Origin of the sequence: Burkholderia thailandensis E264, assembly GCF_000012365.1 — a bacterium.
Classification (GTDB): domain Bacteria; phylum Pseudomonadota; class Gammaproteobacteria; order Burkholderiales; family Burkholderiaceae; genus Burkholderia; species Burkholderia thailandensis.
On record NC_007650.1, the window covers coordinates 1,836,420 to 1,855,695 of the forward strand.

Consider the following 19,276-nt stretch of genomic DNA (forward strand, 5'->3'; position numbering starts at 1 on the left):
TGCGATACGCGAAGCCAATGCGCCGAAGCGGCGCGCCGAAGCGATGCGGCGGCCGCATCGCCCGGCGGCGCGGCCGGATCGATCCGCCATGCCGCGCCGCCCGACGCGCGGCTAGTCGGTCAAACCGGCTCGCATCGGATAGCCGCCGGCGTCTAGCTCGGCGGGCTCGGCGGGCTCGGCGAGCGGCGGCGCGACGTAGCGCGCGGCGTCGAAGTCAGCGGGCAGCGGCTCGACCGGATAACCCTGCTTCTCCCACGCGTCGAGGCCGCCCTTCAGCGCGAGCGCGTGGCGGATGCGCTTGCGATGAAGCTGGCTCACGATGCGCTTCGCGGTGGCTTCGTTCGGGCACACGCAATAGACGACGATCGGGCGCGTCGTCAGATCGGGATGCAGCGGATCCGGCGAATCGAGATCGAGCGGATACGCGCCCGCGATCCGGTACGCCTCCTTCTCGCGCACCGCGCGCGGCCGCGCGTCGAACACGACGGGCGGCGCGGCCGACTTCAGCATCGCGTCGAGCTGCTGCGGGCTGATGCGGATCTTCGCGAGCCAGCGGCGAAAGCGCATGCGCATCGCCCAGCGGTAGAGCAAGAACGTGACGAAGATCGCGGCGAACGCGTCGAACAGCGTGCCGCCGCTCGCGCTCACCCACTGCATCAGCCGCACGATCTCGTCGTGCAGCGCCGCGCCGCCGAACAGCCACACGCTCGCCCACAGCGACGCGCCCGCAACGTCCCAGAACAGGAACACCCACACGGCGACGGCCGTCGTGCCGAGCAGCGGCGCCGACACGAGCCCCAGGCCCGGCAGGAACTTCGCGAGCACGAGAAGCGGCGCGCCGTGCTTCTCGAACACCTTGCGCGCGACGCGCAGCGTCGTGTCGAGCGACAGCGAGAAGCGCACGAGCGCGTTGAGGAGCCTCCGGCCGCGCGCACGGCCGGCGAAGAACCACATCGAATCGGCCAGCACCGTCGCGGCGACGGCCGCGACGAGCATGCTCGCATAGGACGCCTGCCCCATCGCCGCCATCGTGCCGCCGACGATCAGCATCGGCACGGCGGGCACGGGCATGCCGAGCTGCGTGACGAGCACGCTGGCAAACACGGCCCACGGACCGAGCGACGCGGGAACAGCCTGGGGAAAATGCCACACGAAACGCACCTCGAACGCGACGAATGCCGAGCCGGGTGGCGCAGGCGCCCGCGGACAGCCGCGGCGCCCGCCGCGGCGCGTGCGCGGTATGGATCGGCATCCCGCATTCTAAACGCGTTTCGTGACGGACTCGCGCGAGCGCCCGCATCCGCGGGGCTTCCGGAAACCGGGCGGATCGAGGAGGCCGGCTCGTCGGCCGATCGGCCAGTCGATCGGCCGTTCAATCGCGGCCGGTTGACGGTCTGCTAACGGCCGGCTGACGGGGGGCGACCCGCGCAGCAGGCGACGCGCGGCGCGCTTGCTGCCCGAGCGTGCCTATTCGGAGATGTCGGACACTTCGACGATGACCTTCAGCGCACGCGTGTTCGCCGCATGGCCGAACGTCTCGTACGCCTGCTCGATGTCGGCGAGCGGAAAACGGTGCGTGATCAGCCGCCTCGGATCGAGCCGCCCCGCGCCGACGGTCTTCAGCAGCATCGGCGTGCTCGACGTATCGACGAGCCGGGTCGTGATCGTGATGTTGCGGTCCCACAGCGTCTCGAGATGCAGGTCCGCCTTCACGCCGTGCACGCCGACGTTCGCGATCACGCCGCCCGGCGCGATGATCTGCTGGCACAGCTCGAACGACGCGGGAATGCCGACCGCTTCGATCGCGCAGTCCACGCCGCCGCCCGTGAGCGCCTTCACCTCGGCCACCGCGTCGACCTGGCCGTTGTCGATGCACGCTGTCGCGCCGAAGCGCTGCGCGACGGCGAGCCGGTTCGGATCCGGATCGATCATCACGATCTGCGCGGGCGAGTAGAACTGCGCCGTCAAGAGCGCCGCGAGCCCGATCGGCCCCGCGCCGACGATCGCGACCGTGCCGCCCGGCTGCACGCGGCCGTTGAGCACGCCGCACTCGAAGCCCGTCGGCAGGATGTCGGACAGCATCACGAGCGCCTCCTCGTCGGCGCCGGGCGCAATCCGGTACAGACTCGTCTGCGCGTGCGGGATTCGCACGTATTCGGCCTGCGTGCCGTCGATCCGGTTGCCGAGAATCCAGCCGCCCGTCGTGCAGTGCGAATACATCCCGCGCCGGCAGTATTCGCATTGCCCGCACGACGAGATGCACGAGATCAGCACGCGGTCGCCCTCCTTCAGCGTGCTCACCGCGGCGCCCGCGCGATGCACGACGCCGACGCCCTCGTGGCCGATGATGCGCCCGGGCTCGCAGCTCGGCACGTCGCCTTTCAGGATATGCAGGTCGGTGCCGCAGATCGTCGTGCGCGTGACGCGCACGATCACGTCCGTCGGCGCGGCCAGCTCGGGCATCGGGCGCTCGTCCAGCGACTTGCGGCCAGGCCCGTGATACACCAGCGCTTTCATGTCGTGTTCTCCGCTCGCGGGGCGCGCAGTGCCCCTCGCACCTCACTCTAGGCGCGCCGCGCGCGCGCCGGTTGACGCGCATCAAGCGCCGCGGCTCGCGCGGATGCGACTCCCGCGCGCAGCAGGCGCGCCCGGCCGGGCGGCCCGACGGGCTTTGATCTGAGTCAAGCGCGCCGCCCGCGCGCTTCATAGACTGGGCACATACGCCCAAAACGACGGCGCGCGATGCGCCGGAACCTAGGAGAACGAGCGATGAGCTACAAGAGCATCCTGGTCCACCTCGACACGAGCGATCGCGCGCGCGCGCGGCTCGAAACCGCGCTGACGCTCGCGCGCCAGTTCGGCGCGTACCTGAGCGCGATCTTCGCGATCTACACGCCCGAGCCGACGTCGTTCTATGTGATGGCGGGCACCGCCGACTACTTCGCCGACCAGGAGAAGCGGCGCGGCGAGAAGCGCGCGGCGCTCGAGCGCCTGTTCCATGCGGAACTCAAGCGCGCGAACGTCGACGGCCAGTGGATCGTCGCCGACGCGCGCGCGAACGAAGCGGTGCCGCATTACGCACGCTACGCGGACCTCGTGATCGCGGGCCAGACCGATCCGGACGACCCGGAAACCTACGTCGACGACAGCTTCCCCGACACGCTCGTGCTATCGGCAGGCCGCCCGGTGCTGCTGTTGCCGTACGCGGGCATGCCGTCGGCGATCGGCACGCGCGTGCTCGTCGCGTGGGACGGCAGCCGCGAGGCGACGCGCGCCGTCCACGACGCGGCGCCGTTCCTCGCGCTCGCGACGAAGACGACGATCGTCACCGTCAACGGCGCCGCGCAGGAGCCGCCCGGCGCGCGGATTCCGGGCGCCGACATCGCGCTCACGCTCGCGCGGCATCACGCGAACATCGACGTGCGCGACCTCGAACGCTCGCGCGACGCGTCGATCGGCGACGTGCTGCTGTCTCACGCATACGAATCGGGCACCGACCTGCTCGTGATGGGCGCGTACGGCCATGCGCGCTGGCGGGAACTGATCCTCGGCGGCGTGACGCGCACGATCTTCGCGTCGATGACGGTGCCGGTCCTGATGTCGCACTGAGCGGCACGACGGCGCGCGCGTCCGATGCCGCCCGAAGAGGCGCGCGGACGGCGAGCCGAATCGCGCGAGCACGCGCCCGGGAAGAGCCGGGGCGCGCTCGGCGAAGGTCGGCCCGGCCGTGCGATGGACGGCGGGCAACGGCCGAACGAAACGGGTGTTGGGAGACAGACATGTATTCGATCATTCTTGTCGCGCTCGACGGCAGCGAAACTGCGTCGCATGCGCTCGACGCGGCGCTGCAACTCGCCGTCGATACGGGCGCGCGGCTCGTGCCCGTCTATGTCGTCGACATGCCGGTGTTCGCGTTCGACACGCCGGGCTACGACCCGTCGATCCTCATCGACGCGTTTCGCGAGGAAGGCCGGCGCGTGCTCGACGACGCGCAAGCCCGGATGACGCGGCGCGGCGTGGCCGGCGCGCCGCGGCTCGTCGAGGTCGAGCCGCCGGGCGAGGACATCGCCGAGCGCCTCGAGCGCGCGGCGCGCGAGATCGGCGCGAGTCTGATCGTGATGGGCACGCACGGCCGGCGCGGCGTTCGCCGGCTGATGCTCGGCAGCGTCGCCGAACGGCTGCTGCGGCACGCCCGCTGCCCGGTGCTGATGATTCCGGCACGCAGCGCGCCGGCCGCCGACGCGAACGCCACTCATCCGACGGAGACTGCGTGATGAAATTCAAGACTTTGCTCGTCCATGTCGACGACAGCCGCCAGAGCGATGCTCGCACCGAGTTCGCGCTCGATCTCGCGCGGCGCTGGGACGCACACGTGATCGGCCTGTACGTCGTATGCCAGGACCTGATGCGACCGCTCTTTCGCCGCGACGAGAGCCTGCGCCTCGCGGCCAACGAGGCGCAGCACGCCGAGAGGTGCAACGCCGCGCAGGCGCGCTTCACCGCCGCCGGCGGGCGCGCGGGCGTCAACTTCGAGTGGCGCGCGCCCGCCGGGCCGCCCATCGACGTCGCGACGCTGCACGCGCGCCATGCGGACCTCGTCGTGCTCGGCCAGCCCGATCCGGACGACGCCGCCGCGTACATCGAGCCGCATTTCGTCGACGACGTCGTGATGAGCGGCGGCGTGCCGGCGATCGTGCTGCCGTTCACGGGCGCGATGCGCACGTTCGGCGAAAACGTGCTCATCGCGTGGGACGGCAGCCGCGAGGCGGCGCGCGCGGTTACGGACGCGCTGCCGCTGCTCAAGCGCGCGCGCTTCGTGACCGTCGAAAGCGTGCTGCGCCGCCGCACGACGGGCGCCGATCTCGCGCCCGCGGGCATCGACATCGCCGCGTATCTCGGCCGGCACGGCATCCAGGCATCGTTCTCGACGTCGGCGCACGTGCCGGGCGTCGAGACGGGCGCCGCGCTTTTGAACCGCGCGGCCGACCTGCACACGGACCTGCTCGTGCTGGGCGCCTACGGCCATACCCGCGCGCGCGAACGCGTGCTGGGCGGCGTGACCCGGACGATGCTCGAAGCGATGACGGTGCCGGTGCTGCTGTCGCATTGAGCGGCGCCGCGGCGCCCGGAACCGGTGCCGGCATATTCGCTCCCCGAGCCTCGGGCCCGGCGCATTCGCACCCGTGCCGGCTCGGACCGCGTGTGCCCAACGCGAGTGCCCAACGCAAAAGGCGCTCGGAAACGAGCGCCTTTTCTTGGTTCCCGCGCGGTGAACCGTGCGCGCCGATTGCGCAACGGTCGCCCCGCCGGCCGGCCGGCGGCGATCGCGGCCGCGGCCTCGCGACGTCAGGGCTTGGCCGCCTCGCGTTCCCTGCACGTCGCCGATTACGATTGCCGCGCCGCTTGCTGCAATGCGGCATGCGCTCCCCCGTGCGCGTTACGCCGCATACCGAGTCAGGCCGCGGATTCGTCGTGGCGGCGCAACAGCACGGGCCGATCCGCGATCCGCAGCAGCGATTCCGCAACGCTGCCGAGCAATAGCCGGCGTATGCCGTGGCGCCCGCGGGTGCCCATCACGATCAGGTCGGCATCGCACTCGGCGGCCGTGCGCATCAGCACCGCCGCGACGTCCTCGCCATACGAATCGATCGCGCGCACCGAGCCCTCGATGCGATGCTCCGCGAGCCGCGCCTTTGCGTCGGCGAGCACGCGGGTCGCGATGTCGGTCGCCGTGCCGTCGTCGTCCTGCGGCTCGATGTACGCGGCGTCGACGTCGACGAGCTGCGGCTTGTGCTCGACGACGCACACGGCCGTCACCGTCGCGCCGAACGTCTCGGCGATCTTGATCGCTTCGTCGAGCGCGACGCTCGCGCTGCGGCTGCCGTCAAGCGCCGCGAAGACTCTCTTGTACATGGTCGACACCTCCGGAAAACACCGTTCGATCGCGTGCGAGCACGCCCTGCCGAGAGTCTCGCGCGACGCGCACGGCCCGCCGTTGACGAGGATCAAGCGTGCGCTCGGGCAGCGCGCCGCGGATGCGGCGCCGCCGCATGCGCCGCACGTCCCGCTTTCGATCCCATTAGCCAAAAACAGCCAAATCGAGCACAATTTCATCTCAATATTGATGATAAGAGGCTGCAGCCCGCTTGCGGGGCGTCCGTGCGTTCGGGGCGCCGCGCGGCCGCCCGCCTCGACCGGGGAGCAAAACCTTGACGAGCGCTCTGACGACGGTTCGCAACGAACGCGTGCACACCACGCCATGCGCCGGCGCGCCCGCGCGGGCGTGCACCGCCGCGGCCATGCCCGCCGGCACGCACGGCGCCGGTTCGCCCGGACGCGCGCCGGCCGCATCCGTCCGTCCGCACGGCTCGCGGCCGCGCAACGGCCCGGCGCGGTCCGCGACGCGCGACGCCCGCCGGTCGGCTCCCCCGATGCAATCGACTCGACAGGAAGATTCCCCCTCATGATCAAGGTTCTGATTGCCGACGACCACGCGCTCGTGCGCGACGGCCTACGCCATATCCTGCAGAATGCGGCCGGCTACGAAGTCGCCGGCGAAGCCTTCGACAGCGCGACGACGATCGCGCTCGTGCGCTCGACGCCCGCGCAAGTGCTCGTGCTCGACCTGTCGATGCCGGGCCGCAACGGCGTCGAGCTGATCAAGCAGATCAAGGAAGAGAAGCCCTCGCTGCGGATTCTGGTGCTGACGATGCACGCGGAGCAGCAGTACGCGGTGCGCGCGTTCCGCGCGGGCGCGTCCGGCTATCTGACGAAGGAAAGCGCGAGCTCGGAGCTCGTCGGCGCGGTGACGAAGGTCGCCTCGGGCGGCGTCTACGTCAGCCTCGCGATGGCCGAGCGCTTCGCGCAGAGCCTGAACGAGCCGGCGGAGACGCTGCCGCACCACCGGCTGTCGGATCGCGAGTTCGACGTGTTCCGCCGCATCGCGTCCGGCCAGACGCTCACGCAGATCGCCGACGAGCTGTGCGTCAGCGCGAAGACGGTCAGCACGTACAAGACGCGGATTCTCGAGAAGATGCAGATGCCGCACGAAGCGGCGCTCGTGCGCTACGCGTTGCGGCACAAGCTGATCGACGATCCGGACGAGGATTGACGCCCGCGACTTCCCGCTCGTGCTTCGATGCGCGATGCGGCCGGCGGGCCGCGCGGCGCTGCCGCGTTACAAGTTGAATGCTTTCGACATCTTCAGCTCGATCCAGGTCATGCCGGCGCGCAGCCCCTCGATCATCGCGTCGCGCTCGGCCGGATACGTGCCGCCATGCCGGAACGCATGCCTGAACGCGCCGCCCGGCGTGCCGTGCATCACCTTGATGTCGCACACGTAACCGCCCTGCACAGGCGACGTCGTGACCTCGACCGTCCAGTCGCCATCCTTGATGTTGCCTGACAACGTCATGTCGCTCTCCTGCCGGATCGGCCAACGCGGCGCCCTGCGACGCCGCCCGCCGCGCGGGCGCTACTCGTAAAGAAATCGAAAGAACCCGCTATGCAGCAGGACGGGCTTGCCGCCGATCTCGTCGAGCATCCGGCGCGCGGCATGCTCGATCTTGCCGCGATGCAGGTCGAACGCCGTGAGCAGATCGTCCTCCTTCAGCGAAGCCGCGCCGAAATGATCCTCGAGCGCCTCGGCCGTGATCGCGCATTGCACGTACTCGCCGTCGACGAGCGCCGGAAACGCGACGACGAGATCGCGCGCGCAATACTCGGGCGGCGGATCCTGGGGAAACGAAATCTTCATGACAGGCATGACAATCTCCTGTAGCCACTGCCGGCCCGCGCAGCGGGCCCATCGGTGCTTCAGCATAGAGCCGGACCGGGCCGCGCGCTTGACCCACGTCAACCGGCCGCGCGCGGCACGCGATTGATCTGCGTCAACGCGCCGGCAGGCGACCGGGCGATGATCGTTTCGTCGCGCGGCCCGGCACGCGCCCGTGCCGGCCATCGCGCGCATCGAACGATGGGCGAACCATGACACTGAAAGCGAATCTCGAAGGTGCGCGCGACACCTATCGCCTCTGCTTCGTACGCAATCCGTGGGCCTACTTCACGTGCCTGCCGCTCGACCGCCAGTGCGGCGACCGCTGGAGCGAGGCGCCTTACGAACTGTACGCCGGCCCGCCCTACGGCGACAGCCCGGACCAGATCCTGCGCGTCGCGTTCGACGGTCCGCTGCTGCCTCCCGAGGCCGGACGCGGGGGGCTCACGTGCAGCGTCGTCGACATCAACGAAGGTCTCGCACCGTGGCTTCGGACCGAAAGCTACTTCGGCGGCGAGCCGCTCGCGGTTGCCGCGGGCGCGACGCTCGGCACGTTCGTCGAGACGATCGAGAAAGCAGGCGGCATGGTGTTCATTCCGCTCACATGGGGCGCATTGCCGGACGCCGACAAGCGCGCGCATGCGGCCGCGATGGCGGCGGCGAGCTGAACGAGACGGGGGCGCATTCGGGACGTTCGGCACATCCGGCGCGGCCGGAATGCGCCGGGCAACGTCGCCGACGGAGCGTCAGCCCGCCATCGTGAGCCCGGACGACCGCGAATGGGCATGGCCATCGCGCCGCTTTTGCGGCGAAGCGTCGTGCGCGCACGCAACGCGGATGCCCGATCGGCCGCCCCGTCCGCGAGCGCGCTTGCCGACCGACGCGGCTCGCGCGCGGCGACGTCGTCAGCGCTCGTCCTTCGCCGTCGGATTGAGCAGCACGACGAACGCGGCGACGCCGACCGACAGCGCGATCACGCCATAGAGAAACTCGGCGTTGCTGTCGAACAGCAGGCCGCGAACGGCCTCCATCATCCCCGCGAGCGAAATGAACACGGCGATGGTCGCGAGAACGACCCGATATTTGCGCACCATGACGGTCTCCTGGCCTTCGTGTGTGCGGCCGCCATCCGATGTCGACGCCGCGCGCCGGCGTCGTCACGCGCGATCGACGCTCGTGCTTCCCGTCCAGCCTTTCGGTATGATCGCCCGTCGCGCGAGCGCGGCCTTGACCTGAGTCAAGCGCCGTCCGCCCGCGCGAACGCGCGGGCAAACGTACCGGCGCCACATGGAAGTGCGCTTGCGCACGCGCAAAAAGCCGAAAGCGCCGCTGTACAATGCTCGGGCATCATCGCCGCGCCGCGCCCGCGCAACGGGCACGGCCGACGCAATCGCAGGCGCCGCGCGCGTTGCGTCGAACGGCAACCGTAGCCTCGTGGGAGATTCATGGATTCGGACATCATGCATATCGGCGGACGCATCCGCCGCCTGCGCCGAGAGCTGAAAAAAACGCTGCTCGAGGTCGCCACCGAGGCACACCTGTCGGTCGGATTCCTGTCGCAAGTCGAGCGCAACCTGACCGGCATTTCGATTTCTTCGCTCGTCAACGTCGCCAAAGCGCTGCGCGCGCCGCTCAGCGCGCTCATCGACCAGCCCCGCCAGGATCAGCCGGATTCGCACGAGGGCAGCCGCGAGTCGTACTCGATTCGTCCGACGCAGCAGCGCTACGAGCGCCTGTCGACGACCTTCCCGGGCAGCCAGCTCAACGCGGTCAAGGTGTCGATGATGGAGGGCTATTCGTCCGAATGGGTCGCGCATGCCGGCGACGAATTCGTGTTCGTGCTGTCGGGGCAGGTTCGCTACACGGTCGGCAAGCAGGACTATCCGCTCGGCCCAGGCGATTCGCTGCACTTTAATGCGCACGAGCGGCATCGCGTCGTGAACGTGGGCAGCGAGCCCGTCGAGCTGATCGCGGTCGGCACGCTGCCGCTCTTCGGCGACGGGCAGCCCGCGTTTCCGTCGCTGCCGGGCGAGCAGAAGCCGCCGCGCACGCGCGCCGCGCGCAACCAGGCCGAGCTTCCCCCGGCGGAGCCGCCTTCGGCGCAAACGGCCGGGCGGCGCAAGAAAGCGCCCGTCGCGCGCGCGGCCGCGACGAACGACGCCGCGCGCCGAGCCGCGAAAAAACCCCCACGCTGAATGCCGCGCTAGCGATGCCGGCGCGTCGGCCTCCATCGCGTGCCCCGCATGCGGACGCCGGCCTGGCGATGACGCGACCGCGTCGTGCGACGCACGCGCCCCGCCACCGCGCATCCATTCAATCGGCGCACCCTCCAATCAAAAATAAATAAATAGATTGAATTTTCAATCATTCGAAACAAACAAATTCCCCATCGAAACGCCCTCCCAATTTATTTCCAATCATATTTATTTGCATATTTTTTGCATCTTTAATACGATTTCGGGCGCGGCCGGCGAGCGCCCCCTGACCATGCATGCCTTTCGCAACGCACGAGCGCGTGGCCGCCGCAGCATGCCGCCTCTCGCTCCCCAACGAGCATGACGCTCATCACGAATCGAATCGACAAAAGAGTCGCCAAAATTCGCGAAGCCCGATGATTTGGCGGCTCAAAATCCATGAATAAATCGACAGAAAAATCGAAGCGGCCATCCAACCCAATTCATAGACCAGCGTTGCAATTCGCCTGACCGGACCCATCCGGCGTCGGGACATGCCGTCGACGGCGATCACCGGAATAAAACGAACCCACTATGAAAAACAACCAAGTCGATGTACTGATCAACGGCAGCGGCATTGCGGGCGTCGCGCTCGCGCACCTGCTCGGCACGCGGGGCCACGGCGTCACGGTGGTCGAGCGCGCGGCGTGCCACCGCGCGCAGAACGGCGCCGATCTGCTGAAGCCTTCCGGCATCGGCGTCGTGCGCAAGATGGGGCTGCTCGACGATGTGATCGCTGCGGGCGGGCTCAGGCGCGACGCGATGAAGCTGTTCCACGACAAGGAGCTGATCGCCTCGCTCGACTACCGGACGTCGAGCGCGCTCGGCTTCTTCATCCTGATTCCGTGCGAGCAATTGCGCCGCTTGCTGCTCGCGAAGCTCGACGTCATGCCCAATGTGCGCTTGCGCTTCGAGACATCGATCGAGCGGATCGAACAGGACGCCGACGGCACGGTGACGTCCGTCGTGCTGAGCGACGGCGAGACCGTCGCGCCGAAAGCGCTCGTCGGCGCTGATGGCGCGCGCTCGATGATCCGCAGCGACGTGCTGCGCGTGCCTGCCGAGCGCGTGCCGTATGCAACGCCGATGGCGTTCGGCACGATCGCGCTCACCGACAGCGTGCGCGAGTGCAACAGGCTGTACGTCGATTCGAACCAGGGGCTCGCCTATTTCTATCCGATCGGCGACGAAGCAACGCGTCTCGTCGTCAGCTTTCCCGCCGACGACATGCAGGACTATCTCGCCGACGCGACGCGCGCGAAGCTGGTCGCGCGTCTGAGCGAATTCGTCGGCGACGAGAGCGCCGACGCGATGGCGGCGATCGGCGCGGGCACGGAATTTCCGTTGATTCCGCTTGGGCGAATGAATCTCGATCGCTATCACAAGCGCAACGTCGTGGTGCTCGGCGACGCCGCGCACAGCATCCACCCGATCACGGGCCAGGGCATGAACCTCGCGATCGAGGATGCGGGAGAACTCGGCGAGTGCCTCGACCAGCACCTGAGCGGCCGGATCGCGCTCGCCGACGCGCTGGACCGATTCGAGCGCATCCGGCATCCCGTCAACGAAGCCGTGATCTCGTACGGTCACGCGCTCGCGACGACGTATCACGATCGCGCCGCGCTCGTCGCCAACTTCCGGTCGCAGTTGCAGACGAGCGGGCGCGACGCCGCGTTGCTCGGCACCGCCGCCGAGGCGTGATCGCAATCGCTCCGTCAATCCGCGCGACTCGAAACGCGCGGCATTTCGCGACGCTGGCGGACGAAGCGGGAATCGGTTCCCGCCCCGCCACGCGTTTCGGATTCGGATCGACGCGCAGCCGGAAGGCAGCAGCAGCAACAACAGCAGCGATGAAGCTGAAACGAGTTGTATCGACGGCCCGCGCGGGCACGCACGGCGGAAACGGGGCGCGGCCCCGCGCCCGGCGCGCCACACGATCGCGGATCGCCGCATGCGCGCGCAGCGCGCCGCGCATGCCGTTCGCTCCTCGTTCCGCACACACATCGCAACATCCGATACGCGGCCGTTAACCCTCTCTTAAGCCGGATTTGCCAAGCTATAAAGACCGGCTGCGAGCACGTTCGCCCGCAGCGGAATCGACGGAGGTACGCATCATGAAGACCGCTCTGAAAATGGCCGCGCTTGCGCTGGCGCTCACCGTTCCGGCCCTGTCGTTCGCGCAGTCGTCAACCAACGGGCCGATGACGCGCGCGCAAGTACGCAACGAATTGATCCAGTACGAAAAGGCAGGCTACCAGCCTTCGAAGAACCAGTATCCGGCCGACGTCCAGGCGGCCGAGGCCCGTATCGCGCGGGCCAACGGCGGCGCCGACATGTCCGGCTACGGCGGCGCGGCCGGCGGCGCGACGCAGTCGGGCTATCGCGTATCGCCGACGTCGGGCGGCTGGGACACGCCGTATCGTCACCACTGACCGGCCGGCGCGCTGATCGCCGGCGCGCGCCGAAATCGTCGCACGTCGCGCGCACACGCGCCCGGCAACGCACGCGCTTGCGCGCACCGCCCGTCGGCGCGGCCGCCGGGTGTGGCCATATCGCCTCACGGCCGCGACCGCGGCAAGCGCCGCGGCCGGCCGACGATTGCGCAACACCAGCCCACGCCTTTCGCGTCGCGACCGTCCCGAGCGCGCGGCCGGCCGCGTCCGCTCAGCGCTGCGTCGGCAGCGGCGGCTCGCCCGCCGTCGTCGCGTTGCGCGCCCAGTCGACGAACTCGTTGTCGTAGCGGTTGCCGATGTACGCGACGTAGTTCGCGTAGCCGTCGTAATCGCCCGCCCGGAAGCGCGACACGATCGTGTCGACGTCCGCGCGGTGGCGCTCGAACATGAAGCGCGTCGCCATGTAGCCCCACCGGTATGCGCGCGCGACGTAGTCGCTCGACGAATACAGCGTGCCGAGCACGTCCGCGAACCGGTACGCGCCCGTGCGCGCCGCGTCGATCGACTCCTGGTTGCCGTTCTTTCTCGACAGATATTCGGCGACGCCTTCGATCCACCAGACGGTGGGCTTCGCGGTGCTCGCCGCGAAGTCGCCCGCCATGTCGTAGCGGCCGTCCAGATAGTGCGTGAACTCGTGCTCGAGGTTCCAGACCTTGAACTCGGGCCGCAGCCACGACGCCTCATGGGCAATGAAGCGCGCCTGGTTGCCGGGCGCGGACGGATCGCCTTCGAGGTACATGCCGCCGTTGTCGGTGCTGATGCCGTAGATCACCGAAGCGTATTTGCGATAGTTCGCGTAGTCGTCGAAGATGACGAGTTCGATCGTGTCGTTGCGATCGCCCGCGACCGGCTTGCGCCCGGTCTTCATCATCCGGTGGAAGTAATCGTCCTGCTGCGCGACCGCCGCGCAGACCGACTGCAACTGCGGCGCCGTCATGTCCTGCGCGAGAATGCGCACGCTCGCGTTGCATGCGTGACGATGCGTGAGCACCGCATCGGTCAGCCGCTTCTTGTAGTCGCACGTGCCGTAGTCCGCGCAGTTGCCCGCGTCGCCGTAGTCGACCGCTTCCGCCGCCGCGAGCCACAGATCGTTGTCCGCCCCCGTCAGGCTCGTCGATGCCAGGATGTCCTGGATCATCTTCTTCACGCGCGGCTTCTGCGTCGGATAACGGAGAAAGCGAAACGTCTCGCGTGCGGCGTCGGCAAGCTGATACGCGGCGCTCGTATTCGACAGGCTCGCTCGGTTCGCGGTGACGAAGCGGTTGAGCGTCTCCGGCAGCGTCGCGTCGCTGTCGAGCATCTGCCGCGCGCCGCTGCGCTGATGCGCGTAGAAGAACACCGTGAGCAAGCCGGTGAAGCCGCCCGCCGCGCTGCGCTGCAACAGCGGCGCCGCCGCCTGCGGATTCGTCGCGCTCGCCGTGTAGGACGCGATGCGGTTCTTCAGCGTCGGCAGATAGTACGCCTCGTCCTTCATGTTCGTGATGAGCTTCATCAGCTCGTTCGCCGTGCTCGGCGCGCGGTCGTTCTCGCGATAGAGCGCCTCGCCTTCGAGGCTTTGCTTGATATACGGACGCAGCCACACGGCGAGATCCGGAATCGGATCGGCAATGCCCGATACATCATATTGGTAATAAGCGGAACGCAGATAAATCAGCAAATTGACCAGAATCAAATTGCTCGCATCATAGCGATAGACTTCCTGCACAAAACGGCTCGCGACGGCATGCACGTTTTCGGCATTGAAAATCTGCTGAGCCAGCGTTTTATCGACTGAGAACAAGCCGTAATGGCATTCGTAATCGGGAAGATTCGCGATGTAATCGGCGAGTGCCGCGCCGCGATACCGCGTCATCGCCGACATGTCGCGGCAATCGGCGCCCGGCGCGCTGCGCTTGCTGCGCTTGGCCTGCTGCTTGAGCTGCGAAGGCTTGGTCAACGCCGCCCGGTCCTGCTCGCTGAGCGGCAGGTTGTACTCGGCCTGCTCGGGTGAAACCGGCAGATTCTGCGGCATGCGCGGCATGCGCGCCTGCTTTTGTTGCGCCGGCTGCACCGGCTGCGTATTGGCCGATACCGTGCCAATCAGCCCCGTGAATACCGACAAAGCCACGACGGCCGACCAGCGCCGGGGCTTGCGAGACACATCCGTTATTGGCATTTTATTTACCCTCGGTTATTTTGGAGCGCCGAAGATATAACGCCGTCCATTAGCAAGTCAATTCAATTAAATGAAATCAATCCAATTGACATTAATTGAATTATCGCTACATTAAAATCGATTATTTCAATAATTTGAGATGAATCGTTCGGCCGCGCGGCCGACGTGCCTTTCGGCCCAAAGCGCCTCGAGTACAACCAGAAGGTTGAGATCGAAACGCGTCAGATCCAGTGGCTTCATAGGCTCTTCATTCATGACTCGACGCACGGCGCGTTCGCACCGCCCTTTCCAGGCCGCTACCCTGCGCGATAAAGACAACGGGGCGCGTCAGGGATGCGGGCAGGCTCACCATGAGCGGACACGAGCGCTGCGCGACGTCTCGTGGCAGTGCCCGGCGCGATCGACGCCACGACAGCGCGAGCGCCTCGCGATTCGCAACTTCGCGACACGCCGGGTCCAAAACGACGGGAGACGAGCAGCCCGAAGCGCCAGCACGCCAATGCGGCTGGAGCAAGCTCCGGTTCCAGGCCAGGCGTTCTTTCCCTGATGCCTCAAGGCTGCCGCTCGCGAGCGGTTGCTTGCGGCCGGCAGCCCTCGATCCCGATCGGATTCTTCCGCCCCGAAGCCGCCCTTCGTGCCTGCGTATCCGAACGTCCGGCGCTCGACCGTGGCGGTCGGTCGTGGCGGTCAGTCGTGGCGGTCAGTCGTGGCGGTCGGCCGCAGACGTGTCGGAATGCCGACCAATCCCTGCCGTCGAGTATCGAGTCGGCCGTAAGCAAAGGCTCCAGCTATTCCAGCTATTGGCCGGCATCGAATCCAGCTCGGAAATGTCAAATATCGTCTGAAATATTTGGTAAGATTCGCGCGCCTTGCCTGTTAGAACGAACAACAAACCTTTCCGCGAGACTCCATGAAGAATCCAGCCACGACCGCAAGCCGCCTCCTGCGCGCCGGACGGCGCACGCTGTCCGCTGCCGCGCTGATGTCGCTTGCCACGCTCGCCTGCGCGGCCGGCGACGAGCCGGGCTCGAAAGACCATCCGCTGCTCACCCGCTTCGCGGGCGCGACCATCAACGGATATTCGCAGACCGCTTTCGACGAAGCGTTCTTGCCGAATCAGCCGGTCGACGACGAGAAGACCGCCAAAGGCCTGAATCTGGAAGGCAAGGTGACGCGGATCTCGTACACGATCGGCGGCAACAAGTCGACGCTCGAAGTCGAGCGCAATTATCTCGATGCGCTGCAAAAGGGCGGGTTCCAGATTCTGTTCCGCTGCACGCAGGAGCAATGCGGGAAAAGCGGCGGCAACCAGTTTCAGAGTCTCGTGATCAACTCGAACCGAGTCCGGCAGTCGGGCGTCGGCCAGGCGCAATTCGGCGACAAGCACCGCACGATTCTCGCGAAGCTGCCACGCGCGTCCGGCGACGCGTACGTGTTCCTGCACATCATGGACGATTCGGCGTCTAACAAGCGAACGCTCGTCTACGAGGAAGTCGTCGAAGTCAAGCCGATGCAGACCGGGCAGGTGAAGGTGGTCGATTCGAGCGCGATGCAGAAGGGGCTTGCCTCGACCGGCAAGGTCGCGCTCTATGGCCTCTACTTCGATACCGACAAGGCGCAGGTCAAGCCGGAGTCGAAGGCCCAGCTCGACGAGATGGCCAAGCTGCTGACGGCGAACCCGAACCTGAAGGTGTACATCGTCGGCCATACCGACAATCAGGGGCAGTTCGCGCACAATGTCGACCTGTCGCAAAAGCGCGCGGACGCGGTCGCGCAAACGCTCGCGACGACGTACCGGATCGCGCCGGGGCGCCTCGTCGCGAAGGGTGTCGCGTCGCTGTCGCCGGTCGCATCGAACGGCGACGAAGCGGGCCGTGCGCAGAACCGCCGCGTCGAGCTCGTGCAGCAGTAGCGCCGCGCCTCCCTGTCCAACCCGACGCGTGCGCGTTCTCCGCCTCCGATGCCTCCCGACCTCATGAAACTGCTGATCGCCGCAGGGCTTGCCGGCCTCGCCGTCTCGTCGTTCGCGCAGACCGTTTCTCCCGGCATGTGGCACGACGAAACCGCCTACACGCTGAACAGCAAGCCGCTGCCGCAGGGCGGCTCCGCGCCCGACCAATGCCTGAGCGGCGCAGACGCGAAGAACCTTCGCAAGACGATGGAAGCGCGGATGCGGCGCGACAACGTCAACTGTACGATCACGAATTGGGATTACGCGGGCACGACGCTGAAGGTCGCGCTATCGTGCGCGAACGAGCAGGGGCGCGGCAACGGAACCGTGACGGGCGCCGTCACGCCGACGAGCTACGACCTGAAGGGGCAACTGCACGGACAGCACGCGCAGGCCGGCCCGTACACGCTCGCCTGGACATGGCGCGGCAAGCGGGTCGGCGACTGCCGGTAAAGGATCGAAGCGGGCCGGGCTGCTGGAGCGGCGTCCCGGCGACGTTCCGGGGCAACGGCACGATTTGCTCCTGCCGTGCGCGCGGCCGTTCGGTGAGGACGGGACTCGATCGGCCGCGGATGACGGCTTCTGCCGAACCTCGGACGTATCGCGCCGATGTTCCGCCGCCTCGCCTGGCCGCACCGAGCCGTCCCTAAGAGGCGTGGCGACCAGCTTGTCTTGCCATGCATTCGGAGAAGACGCCCCTGATTTCGCTTTTCCGCGCGCTACCGGGGCTGCTTCTCAACCGGCCGGGACATTCGCGTGCCCGGCAGCTCCCGACCGGTTGCCGTCCAACGCCGCCGACCGTATCCGCTCCCCTCTCGTCCGGTCATTCGGCGTCGGGGCGGATGACCGACCATTCCCGGAATGCGCGAGACAACGAATTCAATGCGACGTTGCCGGAATAGCCGCGTATCCGCCCTTCTGTCGTTTGGACGCTCGGCATCCAGCAGCCCGGCCGCCGATCCGGCCTCAGGCCAGCCGAACGACCGTGTCGTGCATGGAACCTTCCGCCCAGATGTCCTGATACTTATCGAGCAACGCCGCGTAGTCGCGGTCCCCCATCAGTTTTTCGTTGACTTGCTCCATCCTGTCGAGGCTGTCCGAATCGAAGTGCCAGTGAATATTCGAGCATCCGAATTGTTCGGCACCAAAGGACATATTGAGCGCGTAACTTTTGTTGAGGTGGGTGGTGACCTCCGATGCGAAAGCCAAGGCCGACGGCAGCGCCGCCGCGTTCTTCACCGTAGCGGTGCGGATGAATCTGTACATGATTGCTCTCCTATCGAACTCCATGGAACTGGTGCGGTTCGTCCGCGGCAGAGCGTCATTCAGGTTTCGCGGACCCCGCCACGTCGATGCTAGGAGGCTGCTTTGCCGTTGCTTTGCGATGGCTCAAGGATTGCATTCGAGGTTGTCGCGGCGGTTTTGCCGGAATCCAATCGCCCGGCCTCCCGCACAGTCCCGGCCTTTCGGACAGGGTCTTCGGCACGCATCGCTCGCCGGGGTCGGAGCCGCCCGCAAACTCAGGCGACCAAAGTAACTTCGCGTCTGACTGGTGGCAACGCTGACACCCAATGCCTTCCGTGGCCATTCGCCGATGATGCATCCGACATTGCGCCGATACGCGGCCGTCTACGCCCGCTCGGCCCGGTCAGGTCCTGACTGACCGCGGCAACGCTGGAATCGATTGCAAGACTCGCGGCGCCGCGAGCGCAGTTGCATGCGTATCATGCATGGATGCGCACGCCGACACGCCGCGCGCGCCACGCACGGCCGAAATCGCCCGAGGCCCGTCCGACGTGTCGCGCCGTGCATCGCCGCACGCGCGCGACGATGGAGGCGATGCGCGAATTCCGCCGTCAAAGGCATGGTGCGCGGCGTCTCAACCGAAGTCGACGATCAGCGCGTGATATTCGCGCCCGCCGGACGTGAAACGGCGAGCGGGTCGATATCCGAGCTTCGCGACTGCATTGACGGAGCGCTCATTATCGACGGCAATGAAACTGATCGCATTTCCGAATTGCGTTTTCGCCGATGCGATCGCGAGTTCGATCATTTTTTCGAGAATGCCTTTTCCGCGCGCCACCTGGCTCAGGCACATCGGCCCGAACAGGCACATGGTTTCCGATATGTTTTTCGCCGCATATTCATCACTCTTTTCGAACGATTCGACCAGTGCGTCGATGATCGCGTTGCCGCGCCAAGAAGCGAGACGGGAAATGCAGAAAAAGCCGGCGAATTCAGCCTGCTCGTATGCAACGACGATGCCGGCGTCGGCCGCAAACGCGTCGATCCGCTCCTCGGGAATTTCGGCGGACAAAAAGCCGTTCTTGCGTTCGGCTTCCGTGAGATTGCCGATCTGATTCGCTTTTTGCAGGGAAATAATATTCGGATAATCGTCGGCACGCGCCATTCTGACCACGGTCGATTCAATCATGTCGTCCATTTTTTTAAAGAAAGACCGCGATTCTATAGACGATTTCATTCCGAAAGCTAGAATGTTCATACAAATTCAATGATTGCGGGTGCGTAATTTCGTCGATTGCCTTCCGTAGAAAAAAGCCCCCCAAACACCGGGCCTTTGATCTGATTGTCGTTTGTCGAAACCGCCTATGCGATACGCATCCGGCATGCGACCGCACTTGCGCGCGCGTGTAAAAGTGATTTTCAACCGGCGCGATAGGCATCGGCCGGCGATTCGAGGGAGGCACG

Annotated in this window: 19 protein-coding genes; 10 read left to right on the forward strand and 9 right to left on the reverse strand. The window is 66.8% G+C overall.

The features are described from left to right. Positions 1-111 precede the first annotated feature (111 nt). Together BTH_RS07985 and BTH_RS07990 are read right to left on the reverse strand one after the other, a co-directional pair. Positions 112-1,152: a VTT domain-containing protein gene (locus BTH_RS07985; protein ID WP_011401320.1), complete on the reverse strand. Its 1,041-nt coding sequence runs from the start codon at positions 1,150-1,152 to the stop codon at positions 112-114. 315 nt (positions 1,153-1,467) lie between these two features. Next, a complete protein-coding gene (locus BTH_RS07990; RefSeq protein ID WP_009897442.1) occupies positions 1,468-2,517 on the reverse strand; it encodes a zinc-dependent alcohol dehydrogenase family protein in 1,050 nt (349 codons plus the stop codon). Between the two features lie 252 nt (positions 2,518-2,769). Here BTH_RS07990 and BTH_RS07995 point away from each other — a divergent pair, with 252 nt between their 5' ends. From BTH_RS07995 to BTH_RS08005, 3 genes are all read left to right on the forward strand, one after another. Next, positions 2,770-3,609: a universal stress protein gene (locus BTH_RS07995; RefSeq protein WP_009897444.1), complete on the forward strand. Its 840-nt coding sequence runs from the start codon at positions 2,770-2,772 to the stop codon at positions 3,607-3,609. A gap of 170 nt (positions 3,610-3,779) precedes the next feature. After that, positions 3,780-4,274 (forward strand): universal stress protein, encoded by a 495-nt coding sequence (locus BTH_RS08000; RefSeq protein ID WP_009897446.1) that lies wholly within the window; start codon positions 3,780-3,782, stop codon positions 4,272-4,274. Next, positions 4,274-5,110, forward strand: a complete 837-nt coding sequence (locus BTH_RS08005) for a universal stress protein (RefSeq protein ID WP_009897447.1) — start codon at positions 4,274-4,276, stop codon at positions 5,108-5,110. The genes BTH_RS08000 and BTH_RS08005 overlap by 1 nt, the downstream gene beginning before the upstream one ends. 344 nt (positions 5,111-5,454) lie before the next feature. Here BTH_RS08005 and BTH_RS08010 read toward each other — a convergent pair whose 3' ends face one another. After that, complete coding sequence (locus BTH_RS08010; protein ID WP_009897448.1) at positions 5,455-5,913, reverse strand: universal stress protein; 459 nt, start codon at positions 5,911-5,913, stop codon at positions 5,455-5,457. A gap of 550 nt (positions 5,914-6,463) precedes the next feature. On the opposite strand from BTH_RS08010, the gene BTH_RS08015 reads away from it, so the two are divergent. Further along, complete coding sequence (locus BTH_RS08015; RefSeq protein ID WP_009897449.1) at positions 6,464-7,111, forward strand: response regulator; 648 nt, start codon at positions 6,464-6,466, stop codon at positions 7,109-7,111. 66 nt (positions 7,112-7,177) lie between these two features. Here BTH_RS08015 and BTH_RS08020 read toward each other — a convergent pair whose 3' ends face one another. Both BTH_RS08020 and BTH_RS08025 read right to left on the reverse strand, forming a co-directional pair. Further along, on the reverse strand, positions 7,178-7,414 hold the full coding sequence (locus BTH_RS08020) for a hypothetical protein (protein WP_009897451.1): 237 nt from the start codon (positions 7,412-7,414) through the stop codon (positions 7,178-7,180). A 60-nt stretch (positions 7,415-7,474) separates the two neighbouring features. Then, positions 7,475-7,765 carry a DUF1488 domain-containing protein gene (locus BTH_RS08025; RefSeq protein ID WP_009900459.1) on the reverse strand — a complete coding sequence of 97 codons (291 nt, stop codon included), beginning with the start codon at positions 7,763-7,765 and terminating at the stop codon, positions 7,475-7,477. A gap of 221 nt (positions 7,766-7,986) precedes the next feature. Between BTH_RS08025 and BTH_RS08030 the strand changes: the two genes are divergently transcribed. Then, entirely contained in the window at positions 7,987-8,442 is a 456-nt protein-coding gene (locus tag BTH_RS08030; protein ID WP_009897460.1) for a hypothetical protein, read from the forward strand. 237 nt (positions 8,443-8,679) lie between these two features. On the opposite strand, the gene BTH_RS08035 is transcribed toward BTH_RS08030, so the two are convergent. After that, positions 8,680-8,868, reverse strand: a complete 189-nt coding sequence (locus BTH_RS08035) for a DUF2964 family protein (protein ID WP_009897461.1) — start codon at positions 8,866-8,868, stop codon at positions 8,680-8,682. A 351-nt stretch (positions 8,869-9,219) separates the two neighbouring features. Between BTH_RS08035 and BTH_RS08045 the strand changes: the two genes are divergently transcribed. The 3 genes from BTH_RS08045 to BTH_RS08055 all read left to right on the forward strand — a co-directional run bounded on the left by BTH_RS08045 (position 9,220) and on the right by BTH_RS08055 (position 12,440). Beyond that, positions 9,220-9,969: a helix-turn-helix domain-containing protein gene (locus tag BTH_RS08045; RefSeq protein ID WP_009897464.1), complete on the forward strand. Its 750-nt coding sequence runs from the start codon at positions 9,220-9,222 to the stop codon at positions 9,967-9,969. A gap of 573 nt (positions 9,970-10,542) precedes the next feature. Beyond that, positions 10,543-11,709 carry an FAD-dependent monooxygenase gene (locus tag BTH_RS08050; RefSeq protein ID WP_009897466.1) on the forward strand — a complete coding sequence of 389 codons (1,167 nt, stop codon included), beginning with the start codon at positions 10,543-10,545 and terminating at the stop codon, positions 11,707-11,709. A 413-nt stretch (positions 11,710-12,122) separates the two neighbouring features. Continuing rightward, complete coding sequence (locus BTH_RS08055; protein ID WP_009897468.1) at positions 12,123-12,440, forward strand: DUF4148 domain-containing protein; 318 nt, start codon at positions 12,123-12,125, stop codon at positions 12,438-12,440. A 232-nt stretch (positions 12,441-12,672) separates the two neighbouring features. Here BTH_RS08055 and BTH_RS08060 read toward each other — a convergent pair whose 3' ends face one another. Continuing rightward, complete coding sequence (locus tag BTH_RS08060) at positions 12,673-14,616, reverse strand: collagenase (RefSeq protein ID WP_038707739.1); 1,944 nt, start codon at positions 14,614-14,616, stop codon at positions 12,673-12,675. A gap of 910 nt (positions 14,617-15,526) precedes the next feature. On the opposite strand from BTH_RS08060, the gene BTH_RS08065 reads away from it, so the two are divergent. Both BTH_RS08065 and BTH_RS08070 read left to right on the forward strand, forming a co-directional pair. Beyond that, positions 15,527-16,528 (forward strand): OmpA family protein, encoded by a 1,002-nt coding sequence (locus BTH_RS08065; RefSeq protein WP_009897472.1) that lies wholly within the window; start codon positions 15,527-15,529, stop codon positions 16,526-16,528. A gap of 63 nt (positions 16,529-16,591) precedes the next feature. Beyond that, a complete protein-coding gene (locus tag BTH_RS08070) occupies positions 16,592-17,020 on the forward strand; it encodes a DUF3617 domain-containing protein (protein ID WP_009897473.1) in 429 nt (142 codons plus the stop codon). Positions 17,021-17,533: 513 nt separating this feature from the next. Here BTH_RS08070 and BTH_RS08075 read toward each other — a convergent pair. Further along, complete coding sequence (locus BTH_RS08075) at positions 17,534-17,833, reverse strand: hypothetical protein (RefSeq protein ID WP_009897474.1); 300 nt, start codon at positions 17,831-17,833, stop codon at positions 17,534-17,536. Between the two features lie 613 nt (positions 17,834-18,446). Continuing rightward, positions 18,447-19,001: a hypothetical protein gene (locus BTH_RS08080; protein WP_025369868.1), complete on the reverse strand. Its 555-nt coding sequence runs from the start codon at positions 18,999-19,001 to the stop codon at positions 18,447-18,449. Positions 19,002-19,276: the final 275 nt, after the last annotated feature.

What these genes read in the sequence shown, in the direction of transcription:
- BTH_RS07990 (WP_009897442.1), bottom strand. Translation starts at nt 2,517, where the DNA reads ATGAAAGCGCTGGTGTATCACGGGCCTGGCCGCAAGTCGCTGGACGAG.
- BTH_RS07995 (WP_009897444.1), top strand. Translation starts at nt 2,770, where the DNA reads ATGAGCTACAAGAGCATCCTGGTCCACCTCGACACGAGCGATCGCGCG.
- BTH_RS08000 (WP_009897446.1), top strand. Translation starts at nt 3,780, where the DNA reads ATGTATTCGATCATTCTTGTCGCGCTCGACGGCAGCGAAACTGCGTCG.
- BTH_RS08005 (WP_009897447.1), top strand. Translation starts at nt 4,274, where the DNA reads ATGAAATTCAAGACTTTGCTCGTCCATGTCGACGACAGCCGCCAGAGC.
- BTH_RS08010 (WP_009897448.1), bottom strand. Translation starts at nt 5,913, where the DNA reads ATGTACAAGAGAGTCTTCGCGGCGCTTGACGGCAGCCGCAGCGCGAGC.
- BTH_RS08015 (WP_009897449.1), top strand. Translation starts at nt 6,464, where the DNA reads ATGATCAAGGTTCTGATTGCCGACGACCACGCGCTCGTGCGCGACGGC.
- BTH_RS08020 (WP_009897451.1), bottom strand. Translation starts at nt 7,414, where the DNA reads ATGACGTTGTCAGGCAACATCAAGGATGGCGACTGGACGGTCGAGGTC.
- BTH_RS08025 (WP_009900459.1), bottom strand. Translation starts at nt 7,765, where the DNA reads ATGCCTGTCATGAAGATTTCGTTTCCCCAGGATCCGCCGCCCGAGTAT.
- BTH_RS08030 (WP_009897460.1), top strand. Translation starts at nt 7,987, where the DNA reads ATGACACTGAAAGCGAATCTCGAAGGTGCGCGCGACACCTATCGCCTC.
- BTH_RS08035 (WP_009897461.1), bottom strand. Translation starts at nt 8,868, where the DNA reads ATGGTGCGCAAATATCGGGTCGTTCTCGCGACCATCGCCGTGTTCATT.
- BTH_RS08045 (WP_009897464.1), top strand. Translation starts at nt 9,220, where the DNA reads ATGGATTCGGACATCATGCATATCGGCGGACGCATCCGCCGCCTGCGC.
- BTH_RS08050 (WP_009897466.1), top strand. Translation starts at nt 10,543, where the DNA reads ATGAAAAACAACCAAGTCGATGTACTGATCAACGGCAGCGGCATTGCG.
- BTH_RS08055 (WP_009897468.1), top strand. Translation starts at nt 12,123, where the DNA reads ATGAAGACCGCTCTGAAAATGGCCGCGCTTGCGCTGGCGCTCACCGTT.
- BTH_RS08060 (WP_038707739.1), bottom strand. Translation starts at nt 14,616, where the DNA reads ATGCCAATAACGGATGTGTCTCGCAAGCCCCGGCGCTGGTCGGCCGTC.
- BTH_RS08065 (WP_009897472.1), top strand. Translation starts at nt 15,527, where the DNA reads ATGAAGAATCCAGCCACGACCGCAAGCCGCCTCCTGCGCGCCGGACGG.
- BTH_RS08070 (WP_009897473.1), top strand. Translation starts at nt 16,592, where the DNA reads ATGAAACTGCTGATCGCCGCAGGGCTTGCCGGCCTCGCCGTCTCGTCG.
- BTH_RS08075 (WP_009897474.1), bottom strand. Translation starts at nt 17,833, where the DNA reads ATGTACAGATTCATCCGCACCGCTACGGTGAAGAACGCGGCGGCGCTG.
- BTH_RS08080 (WP_025369868.1), bottom strand. Translation starts at nt 19,001, where the DNA reads ATGATTGAATCGACCGTGGTCAGAATGGCGCGTGCCGACGATTATCCG.